The organism is Bradyrhizobium sp. 147 (assembly GCF_023073935.1).
Classification (GTDB): Bacteria; Pseudomonadota; Alphaproteobacteria; order Rhizobiales; family Xanthobacteraceae; genus Bradyrhizobium.
The window spans coordinates 1-10,046 of the sequence record NZ_JADPKL010000039.1; the positions used below are offsets into that span (position 1 = coordinate 1).

General features: G+C 60.8%; 7 protein-coding genes and 4 pseudogenes. 4 read left to right on the forward strand and 7 right to left on the reverse strand.

Annotated elements, in window-relative coordinates; genetic code table 11:
* Positions 1-648 precede the first annotated feature (648 nt).
* From IVA87_RS09275 to IVA87_RS09290, 4 genes and pseudogenes are all read right to left on the reverse strand, one after another.
* Positions 649-1,794 (reverse strand): ABC transporter substrate-binding protein, encoded by a 1,146-nt coding sequence (locus IVA87_RS09275; protein WP_247333425.1) that lies wholly within the window; start codon positions 1,792-1,794, stop codon positions 649-651.
* Between the two features lie 421 nt (positions 1,795-2,215).
* Positions 2,216-2,359: a porin gene (locus IVA87_RS09280; RefSeq protein ID WP_247333427.1), complete on the reverse strand. Its 144-nt coding sequence runs from the start codon at positions 2,357-2,359 to the stop codon at positions 2,216-2,218.
* 425 nt (positions 2,360-2,784) lie between these two features.
* On the reverse strand, positions 2,785-4,194 hold the full coding sequence (gene ltrA, locus IVA87_RS09285; RefSeq protein ID WP_346658349.1) for a group II intron reverse transcriptase/maturase: 1,410 nt from the start codon (positions 4,192-4,194) through the stop codon (positions 2,785-2,787).
* A gap of 336 nt (positions 4,195-4,530) precedes the next feature.
* Positions 4,531-4,812: pseudogene (locus tag IVA87_RS09290) on the reverse strand (transposase); the annotation flags it as partial.
* Positions 4,813-5,057: 245 nt separating this feature from the next.
* Here IVA87_RS09290 and IVA87_RS09295 point away from each other — a divergent pair.
* Together IVA87_RS09295 and IVA87_RS09300 are read left to right on the forward strand one after the other, a co-directional pair.
* A complete protein-coding gene (locus IVA87_RS09295; RefSeq protein WP_247333429.1) occupies positions 5,058-5,504 on the forward strand; it encodes an IS110 family transposase in 447 nt (148 codons plus the stop codon).
* 51 nt (positions 5,505-5,555) lie between these two features.
* Complete coding sequence (locus IVA87_RS09300; RefSeq protein ID WP_247333430.1) at positions 5,556-6,188, forward strand: transposase; 633 nt, start codon at positions 5,556-5,558, stop codon at positions 6,186-6,188.
* Positions 6,189-6,587: 399 nt separating this feature from the next.
* Here IVA87_RS09300 and IVA87_RS09305 read toward each other — a convergent pair.
* Positions 6,588-6,851, reverse strand: a pseudogene (locus IVA87_RS09305) (transposase); the annotation flags it as partial.
* A gap of 72 nt (positions 6,852-6,923) precedes the next feature.
* Between IVA87_RS09305 and IVA87_RS09310 the strand changes: the two are divergent.
* Positions 6,924-8,234: pseudogene (locus IVA87_RS09310) on the forward strand (IS1182 family transposase); the annotation flags it as partial.
* Positions 8,235-8,993: 759 nt separating this feature from the next.
* Complete coding sequence (locus IVA87_RS09315; RefSeq protein ID WP_247333431.1) at positions 8,994-9,320, forward strand: class II aldolase/adducin family protein; 327 nt, start codon at positions 8,994-8,996, stop codon at positions 9,318-9,320.
* 16 nt (positions 9,321-9,336) lie between these two features.
* Here IVA87_RS09315 and tnpB read toward each other — a convergent pair whose 3' ends face one another.
* The gene (gene tnpB, locus IVA87_RS09320; RefSeq protein ID WP_247333432.1) at positions 9,337-9,597 is read right to left on the reverse strand and encodes an IS66 family insertion sequence element accessory protein TnpB; all 261 of its coding nucleotides are present in this window, start codon (positions 9,595-9,597) and stop codon (positions 9,337-9,339) included.
* 267 nt (positions 9,598-9,864) lie between these two features.
* Positions 9,865-10,046, reverse strand: a pseudogene (locus IVA87_RS35230) (hypothetical protein); the annotation flags it as partial.

Genomic DNA, 10,046 nt, shown 5'->3' on the forward strand with positions numbered 1-10,046 from the left:
GCATCTGTCCGCGATTTAGCGGAATCCCTGTCCCGGAGTTACTGAAATCGCTGTCCGCGAATTACCGAAATCGCTGTCCGGGAATTGCCGAAACACGCACGAGACTCCAGGAAACCCGTTTGACTATGAACCCCCACCGGCGGCCATGTCCATTCGGTGTGCAGCTTCGTAACCGACAGCGATCGCGCTCAGCACCTCTTTGCCCGTACGTCTATACTGCTCGCCGAGCGCGAGCGATACTGGGACCACGAAGGTTCCCGGTGACCTCCGCCTCCACAATCTGCCTGACCCGTGACGTGGCTTGTCACAGCGTTCACAAAGGCTGCGTCTGGCGCGTCCGCGATCGCATTGCGACCGATCACGCTACACGAACCATCACATGGACTTATCGAGTGGAAAAGCGACTTCCGACGCCAGCTCGTCCAATCCATTGAACGTGACGTTCAACATATCGACGATGCTTGGCAGCTTGTACGGCGTCGGGAGGCAATTCCGTTGTTGCGATACTCTGCAACACCTCATCGGCCGCTCAACTTCGGTAGAAGGCATTTAGCCCTTGAGGGCGCCTCTAGGCAGCAACAGCCAGGCCCACTACGTAGGCCTGGCGAGGATAGCGGGATGTCAACAGAGAGTTAGTAGCGCTGAAGTCTATCCTGCACGCCAAGCCATCCAACGTTCCTGGATGTGGTCCGCGTTCGTTTTGCCGTCAGGACGCTTCGCAAACCACCAAGCATAGTCGGGCCGGATTGTCTTCGCTGCGTTCTCGGGATTTATATTAATCAGCGGCAGCAGTTCGGCTGGAAGGTAGCTCAGCTGATTTATGTTCGGACCCGGATAACCAGTCGCTTGCGTGAAAGCGGCCGCCTTTTCCGCCCGATTCACAAATGCGATGAATTTCTGTGCGTTTGCATTGTTCGGCCCCCCCTTAAGAATTATCCAATAGTTGTCCCCTACAGTAGCGTCGTCCCATACCATGCGAAGGGGTATTCCCTTCTTAATGGCTGCGACGGCACGGCCATCGGCGGCGCTCGTCATCGCGTATTCACGGTTGATGAGCAGCTGTATGGGCTCGCCTCCCGCCGACCACCACTTGCTTACGTGCGGCTTGATTTGATCCAGCTTCTTGAGCGCCCGATCGACCTTATCATCGGTGAGTGGCCAGATGTCTTTGCGCGCGACTCCATCAGCAATCAGCGCAAAGACCATGCTACCAATGAAAGTATAGACACCGAGTCCCCTCGGTCCCGAGAAGTCCTTAATGTTCCAGAAATCTGCCCAGCTCTTCGGCCCCCCCTTCGGAAAAGCGCGTTCATCATAAACCAACAGAGTCGCGTTTTGAAACGCCAAGACGCCATCGGCAAGGCGGCCAGGGGCCGGCACACCTTTGAGGGCTTCATCGTCCCAGAGGCTGTAGTCGATTGGCAGAAACTCACCAGTCTGCTGGAGTTCGGCATAGGCTGGGAAGAACGCGTTGCAAATGGCAACATCCCAGTCGAATCGACCAGCTTCGCGCATGGCCTTGATTTGAGGCTCGGGATTGTCAGCTGTTACATCGACAACACTGATACCCGTGGCCTTCGTAAAGGGGTCAGAGACATGCTTACGCAAGTTCTCGACAAACGACCCACCATAGCTGCAAACGACTACTTGGCCGCTACCCGTGAGTTTTTCCTGCCCGAAGACAGGAGTGGCTTTTGCAATAAACGGCGCACTCAACAGCACCGCAGACGATCGCAGGACCGAGCGCCTGCTCAGGCGGCCGCACGGAAGTTTACGAGAGACCTGCTCTGGCACGATTTCCCCCTTTTTGAGGCCTGCGCTAGTTATCAAGGGCCCAATGTTCGCAAATTTGCCTCAAGCGTAGCGAACGATAGCTTTATCGCCGAGCCGAATTTCGCCATTATCGGCCCATCGCTGATGAAATCCCGCATTTCTGCGGTGCAGCTAGATGATTTTAGACGGCACGATAGTAACTCGACAATGCAGGAAGGGGTCCAACAGGTGTTTGCGCGCTCGGGGCGCGTCTCCATAACCTGGTTTCCCGCTCCCGCCTCTGAACCGTTGCGACATACGCTCCGTTCGACCTTCTCGCACCGCAGGCAGTGGTGCGACTAGCCTTCTATAGCCGGAGCTTGATACTTTCCGCCTCTTGCCATCAATGCCCAGACTATGCGCGCCATCTACTTGCCCGATAACTGGTCTGCGTAGTGCTCGCTCACGTGAACACCAATTCGGAGAAGGTCCGAGCAATGGCAGGCTCGGTGGCTGTGCGTTCATCAATCTGCAGATCTTGGCGTGTCCGTGTGGTGTAGTGCTGAGCCGATTCCGGCGCAATCGTCGCAGCCTGCGCGGCAGTCATGCTACCAGTCCAGCTCTACCCCTGATTGCAGAATGGAAGTGGGAGCTGGCGGCCAATAAAGCGTTGGCGCAGATCCCCCAGCTTGATGCACCTGTCAGTGGTGGGGATGCAGTAGAAGCCGACACCATATAGCGAGCACCGCTCGGAACAACACAACAACTTCAGGCACGCTTCCTGCGGTTCGCAAGGCACTCCTCTTGTGTCTGGGCCTTTTTGGTGGACTTTGAGCCACCGCGACGGAGGCCTCTGGAGCGCGCAAAGAACGTGTGCGACGGCCTTGTATCGTGGGCGCCAAACCGATCGTTGTGACCGGTATCGTGGGAGATGCGCAGATCGTGGTCGAGTAGCTCGGCCATTTGGCTTCGCCCTCACAGATCCAGGCATGCGGATTTCCCGCACCCGGCTCTTCCCGAGAGTAACCCGCGTCATATCCGCGCCTGCGCCCATGTGCGAGTGATGCGTGGAGTTGGCAGGCGGAAGCGTGCCGTCAGGCTCTCGAACTCCGGCCAGCCCATGCGCCGACTTTTCTGGCTGCGCCGTCTCAGACAACGCAGCCAGGTTCGACGCACTTCGCGGTAGAAGCCGTTGAGCGCTGGATAGTTGTGCGGCCTGCCATAGTAGCCATAGTGACCGCGCAGCACGGGGGCGAACCACTCGTGCTGCGTGGCCAGTCGCGCGTGCATGAGCCGCCAAGCGTCCTGGCGCAACGCCGTCAGCTTGCGCGTCAGGCGTTTCCCTTCCGTCTTGTGCTTCACGATGAACCGGCCATCTCGGGTCCGCCCGCAGTAGTGGGTGAAGCCGAGGAAGGCGAAGGTCTCTGGCCGTCGCTCGCCGCGCCGCTGACGCGAGAGGGCCGCGAACCGGCCAAACTCGATCAGCCGCGTCGTGTCCTCATGGAGCGTCAGGCCGAAGCTGGCCAGCCGCACCTTGAGGGCCAAGAGTATTTTCTGCGCATCTGCCTTGCTCTCGAAGCCCATGACGAAGTCGTCTGCATAACGCACGGTCACAATGCGACCGCGTGCATGGCGACGACGCCATTGGTGGACCCAGAGATCGAGGATGTAGTGCAGGAGGATGTTGGCAAGGAGTGGGCTGATGCCTGCCCCTTGCGGTGTACCCCTGTCCGTCTCTTGCTTCTCGCCGCTCTCAAGAACGCTAGCCCGCAACCACAGCCCGATGAGCCGCAATATGCGTGGATCGGCGCTCCTGTGCGCCACCATTCGCAACAGCCACTCGTGGTCGACCGAGTCGAAGAAGCTGCGTATGTCGGCATCGAGCACCCAGTTCACATGCTGGCTCATGATCGCCGTATGCAGAGCATCAAGCGCCATGTGAGGATTCCGTCCCGGCCGGAAGCCGTAGGAGAACCCGAGGAAGTCGACCTCGTAGACGGCGCTCAACTCCTCGGCCACCGCGCTTTGGACGATCTTGTCCTCCAGCGCTGGCATACCGAGAGGCCGCTTGCCGCCATCGGCTTTGGGAATGTAGACCCGCCGCACCGGTTGTGGCCGGTAGCGACCCGTGTGGATCCGTGCGCAGAGGTCGCGGATGTTATCCGTGAGCCTCTCTTCGTACTTCGCCACCGTTATCCCATCGACCCCCGCGCTGGCCTGCCGCTTTTGTCGTCGAAACGCCCGAAGCAGAGCGTCCTCGTCGATGTGGTGCAGCAAGGCTGTGAACCGAGTTTGGGCAGCCTGCTTGGCCGCCGCGTTCACCCGCTCGAGATTCGGCGGCAAGGCAACCCGGCTCTGTGTCCGGCCCTTGGCCTTCTCGCGCAGGCTCCTCTCGGGCCGGCCCCTTCCCTCCATACGTCTCGTTTCCTTCGACGACTTCACAGGTACTATGGACCAGTCCGACTCCCGACCTCAGCTCGGACCGCGGCTCTGGCAGTGCCTTGCCGCAGCCCTCCATTGGAGACCAATCCAACGGACCCGGTCGGGCCTCTCATGTTCCGATGATTACCTTCCATGCGTGATCCGGCCATCGACCCTGACGGAACGGCATCGTCTTGCATAGCGACGATCTCGTGCTGCCTTCGTGCTTAGGGAACACACTCGGCCTCCGCGAACTTCCACCTTTCGAGGCTCATTCCCGCACCCCGCATGGCTCCTATCTACACTTCAGACCCCGCGTTACCACGACGCCCGCAAGACTCGGTCCCGGCTTGCCTGCTAGAGCTTTGGCCGGATGGGACTTGCACCCACAAGCAAATCATCAGCTTGGCATGACGTACTCCCCGGGGTGGCGATTGCCGGGAAGCTGGCGGTAGGATCATCGCCCAACGGGGCGATCGTTTCCAGTGTCATGTAGCGGGCTCGCTGAACCGCCCAGTCGTCGTTTTGCTCAAGCAGGATCGCGCCGACTAGGCGAACGATGGCGTCTTCATTTGAGAAGATGCCAACCACCTCGGTCCGCCGCTTGATCTCGCCGTTGAGGCGCTCGATCGGATTGGTAACCGGTATGAGATGTCTGGGTGCCAACGTTCCCGCTGCGGTGTTCTACATCGTGCCGTATGGTGCGACCATCGGGACAGAGGCACCGGGAGCACGAAGTGCGGGCAGGCCGATGTTATTCGATGAGCCGAGAGCTCGAGTTAGTAGCTGGCCGCCTCTGCGACTCGCCCGGTTGCGCTGGGAGCGCGAATCCGTAGTTGTCGTGTCGCCCGCAGCTCCCGTCATATGTCTGGCAGGAGGTGCGAATGCGACGGGTGATTGGCATCGACGTCCACCCAACTTTCGGCGAGGTGGTGTTTTGGGAGGACGGCAGGCTCCGACATGCGGGCCGCATCGATATGACGCGGACTGCGCTGGAGGGATTTGGCAAGACCCTGCTGGCCAGTGATGAGGTGGTGGTCGAAGCGACTGCCAACAGCATGGCGGTGTCGCGGGTTCTGGCGCCGTTCGTGGCACGGGTGATTATCTCCAATCCGCTGCAGGTGAAGGCGATCGCCCAGGCTCACGTTAAGACCGACAAGATCGATGCCGGCACGCTCGCCAGTCTGCAGGCGGCCGGGTACTGCCGCAGATCTGGACACCTGACGCGGAGACCGAACGCAAGCGTCGGCTGGTGGCGCGGCGCTACCAGGTCGTGCGGCATCGCACGCGGCTCAAGAACGAGGTGCATTCGATCCTGCACGCGCACCTAATCCCGAAGTGCCCGCAATGCCGATCTTTTCAACGCCCGCGGCCGGGCGCGGTTGGCCGCCCAACAGCTGCCGCACGATGAGCGCGCGGCCATCGATCGGTATGTCCGTGAGCTTGACCGGCTGGCGGAAGACCTGGCTCTGCTCGACCGTGAGATCGCGCAGGATGCCATCGACGATCTCGCGGTCAACAGATTGATGACGATCACCGGCCTCAATCTGGCGGTCGCCGCCGACATCGTGGCGGCGATCGGCGACATCAGCCGGTTCGACAGCCGGCAGAAGCTGGTGAGCTATTTCGGGCTGAACCCGCGGGTGCGGCAGTCGGGACTGGGAGCCGCCCATCACGGTCGCATCAGCAAGATCGGCCGCAGTCACGCGCGCGCCATGCTGGTCGAGGCCGCCTGGGCCGCGGCCAAGGCGCCCGGTCCACTGCATGCTTTTTTCGTGCGGATTCGCGCCCGGCGTGGCCATCAGGTCGCCGCGGTGGCCGTGGCTCGCAAGCCCACGGTGCTCTGCTGGCATTTGTTGACGAAGGGCGAGGATTACCTGTGGGCGCGTCCGGCGCTGGTCGCCACAAGACCCGCGCAATGCAACTTCAAGCTGGACATGCGCAACAGAAGGGCAGCCGGCGCGGACCAGCCTATGCCTACAACATCAAAGCGCTGCGCAACCGTGAGATGTTGATTGCCGCCCAGGCGGAGCGAAACTACGAACGATTGGCGTCGCAATGGAAACCGCGGCGGCAAAAACCGGCGCGCGGGCGCCTCAGCTCGGCAGGACAAAATAGGCAGTCCGGTGACGCTTTCAGCCGACGCGTCACGCTTCGCCACGAGGTCGCCCGCGCCCGACAACCATACCGCCGCTGACGGCAAGTGCCAGCCAGGAATGCAGTCCCGTTCCACGCCAGCATGCCGCCGTGCTCGGGCCGGTCAAGGCCAAGCCGTGCGGTGGCCGCAAACGCGGCCAGCCTTGACCGACCCTGCGCGCGGCGGCTGCGAGATCGGTGGCCGGGACGGAAGAATGGCCCGCGCCGCGGCCGAACAAAAGAATGGACGCGATGCCCGCAATCGTCATCGGGGCGATCATCTTGTCCATCTCATCCGTCGAATGCAGCTTGGCACGGTGCTGAGGCGGAAAGCTCATATAGGCGAGCACGTCGGTCTCGGCCTCATCGAGGAACGCGGCGAGCTTGGGCAGCTTGGGACGGAGCTGGTCGGCGATGCGCCGCCATTGCGCCCGCGCCGCTTCCGCATCGTCCTGCGCAAAGACGGTAGCAATGAAAGCGGAGACGACGCGCCGTCCGCTCTTGCCTGCATGCGCCAGCGCGTTGCGCATGAAGTGGACGCGGGGGTCGTTGAAAAAGCTGTAATTGGCTGATTCCGTTCTCGTCCGCGATTCGCGATCGGCGGAGCAAACGAGATGCTGGGGCGCAAGGAGCGGGATCAGTTGGAGCTCTTCATCACGGGCTCGCTGAAACAGCTCGTCCCAGATGAGCACGTGATGGCGCGGGTCGATCGTGTGCTCGACCTGTCTTGGCTAAGGGAAGAGCTCTCCGACTGCTATTGCGCGAACGACGGTCGGCCAGGCATCGATCCGGAAGCCGCGGTACGGCTGATGCTCGCGGCTCTGTTCACCGGGATCGTACACGATCGCAAGCTGATCCGTGAGGCTCAGGTCAACATCGCCATTCGCTGGTCTGCTGGTTATGGCCTGCACGAGCAGCTACCGCACCATTCAAGCCTGACGCGCATTCGCCAGCGCTGGGGCGAAGAGCGATTCCGTAGGATCTTCAAACGCACGGTCGAGGCTGCCTGAGGGCCAAGATCGCAACAGCCGAAGTGGTTCACATCGCTGCGTCGCTGATCCGCGCTAACGTGGGTTGGGACAGCCTCACCGAGCAGCATGTGATGGATGTGCTGAGCGACAATCAAGGTGAGGATGAAAGCGAACTCGAGAGAAAGGGCCGGCAGAACGGCAAGTACAAGAAGATTTGCACCACCGATCCGGATGCGACAATGGCCACCAATGCGCGAAACCGACGGCTGGAGCCAGCTTACAAGCAGCACACCGCGGTTGATGACAAGGTCGGCGTCATTCTGGAGTCGCGGTTACGACGGGACAAACGAACGGAGATGATCGAGCCGCAAGTAGATGAGGTTGAAGCTGTGACAGGCGTCGACATCAAGACGGTCACCGCGGATGCCGGCTATGCCTACGCTAAGGTCTACGGTGCGCTCGAGCGGCGCGGCATCGACGCCCTGATCCCAGCTAAAGCCGAACCAATCAAGAGCCGCGTACCGCTCAGACGCTTCCGATACGATGCCAAGCACGACATCTTGAAGTGCCCGCAAGGACGTATCTTGCGCCTGGGCGACCCATCAAGCACGGCCGTTTCTTCTATTCGAAGGCTAAGGACTGTGCCCGGTGTCCTCAAGGGCGATTGCTTATCGAAAGGGCGGGTTAACAAAGCGGTCGTTATCGGTGACGACTATCCTGCACTGCTCCGCGCCCGCCGCCGTCGCGAGCGATGGAGCAGACGATCGACGGCTCTATCAGCGCCATCGCTGGCGCTCAGAGGGCTTCCACGGCGAAGCCAAGACCTGGCACGGACTGGCGCGCGCCATACGGCGTGGTCTGCCAAACATGAAGATCCAGGCCTACCTGACAGCCGCCACCATCAACCTCAAGCGGCCGGCAGCCGCTCTCCTTGCGCTTATTCTGCCTTGGATTGTCCCTCATAGTGCGTTTGCGGCTTCAGATCGCGCTGTAGCGCGGGTTTTGGCGCAAGGCCTATGACGGGGCTGGCCGCTGCATCGCGCGAAATCTATTGGGCACTTCTTCAACGACCCCACGCGGCAGCGTTGCCAGCTGGCGTTGAGAACCCGTATTCACGCGCTACGACGCCCACCCTTGCGCCTAAATCGATGCTAAATTCGGCGACTTTCGACGTTTCGACCAGCTCGGAAAGGGATACAGGTGCCTGGATAGATAAACGTTCGCGGCGACCCGGCACCTGAGCCGCAGAGTTATCGACCTGCCAAGCCCAGTAGGCGGAGGAGGCGCGGTCGCGATCACTCTGCTCGCCAACATCAGGTGGTTGTTGCAGGGTCGGTAAACGCGCCAGTTACAATGCCGAGACTATCACGAGCGCCGTACCGCCCCTGGCGATCTGGCAAACTCGCGGATTGTCAGGAGCGAGCGAAAGCTCATGAACGGCATCAAATGTGTCAAGTTCTGCATGATGAACTGAAGCGTTCTCCGCCAGTTCTCGCGGTCTCGCCGATCAGCCAAATGTCGCCTACTTCACATCGCGTTCGCTCCACCCATCTCCAGCGGCAAGAGACTTCGGAGATGCATCTTGGCTAGAAACAACCCTTGTACAGTGGACCGGCCTATTCCCGAACTGAGATGATATGCACAATTTCACGCCTCAGGAATGGCAGATCCGCTGTGATCTGGCTGCGGCTATCGCCTGATTGCCCTTTCGGCATGAACGAATTGATTTCGACTCATCTTTCCGCGCGCTTGCCTGGTAAAGAGCATCGCTTTCTGCTCAACCCTTATGGCTTAATGTTTGATGAGATTACCGCTTCCAGTCTTGTCTCGGTCGACCCGGACAAGCATGCAATCGAGAGGGAGGACGACTCCAAGATAAACAACGCCGGTTTCACAATTCATTCAGCCGTGCGTATGATTCGTGATGACGCTCAGTGCGTCATTCACACGCACACCCTCGCTGGCGTGGCCGTGGCCGCGCAAGGGCAAGGGCAAGGGCACTTGCCCAGCGACGCAACTACGCCGGCACGGAGCCCGTGAATAGAAGTCACTCTTTTCACAGGTGGTCCCAACATGCCCCCCAAACCTGCGATGTCGCCGTGAGATGCGACGCGGCTGCCGAGATCGACACCGCACCGGCCGACGCCGAGGGCCAGATGAACTTGCCGCGATCCAGGCGCTTGGCATAGAGCGACATGCCCAACCCGTCATGCCAGAGAATCTTGACCAGATCGCCGCGGCGGCCCCGGAAGATATAGAGATCGCCGGCATGGGGATCGCGCTTCAAGCTTTCCTGAACCGCAAGCCAAGCGGCCATTCCGCGCGGTTCCAGCTGCCGGGGCTAAGCTACTCTGGGATCTGGCAATCGTCTCCTCATCCTGGATCGAGTAGACCTCCACTGACGCCCCGTACTCGTTCTTTCGCGGTGTGCACGCGCGACGTACGCGTCCGGAGGACAGCCGACGCAAATGCCGGGGTCGCGCTGGGAGAGATCGAGAGTTCTCATGGGCTTTCAGCCAGGCGCCTTGCGCCAGCTGCAGGGTGTTGCGCCAGCTATGGCGCACGTTCGGCCGTCCCGCCCCGCTCAATCACTGCAGCCCATTGTTGCCAATCGCGGTAGTTGTGGAGAGACAGAAGATGATGATGAAAGCACGGCGCGAAAGCCTCCGTCGCGGCTGAGATCGGCGGCATTGTCCTGTTCGGCCAATTGCCGATAGGCGGCCGCCATTCCGGCAAGGCCGAGGGCCTGCATCTGGTCGAGGGTCG

Coding starts and splice junctions, on each gene's coding strand:
- IVA87_RS09315 (WP_247333431.1), top strand. CDS start 8,994: ATGAACGAATTGATTTCGACTCATCTTTCCGCGCGCTTGCCTGGTAAA.
- IVA87_RS09295 (WP_247333429.1), top strand. CDS start 5,058: ATGCGACGGGTGATTGGCATCGACGTCCACCCAACTTTCGGCGAGGTG.
- IVA87_RS09280 (WP_247333427.1), bottom strand. CDS start 2,359: ATGACTGCCGCGCAGGCTGCGACGATTGCGCCGGAATCGGCTCAGCAC.
- tnpB (WP_247333432.1), bottom strand. CDS start 9,597: ATGGCCGCTTGGCTTGCGGTTCAGGAAAGCTTGAAGCGCGATCCCCAT.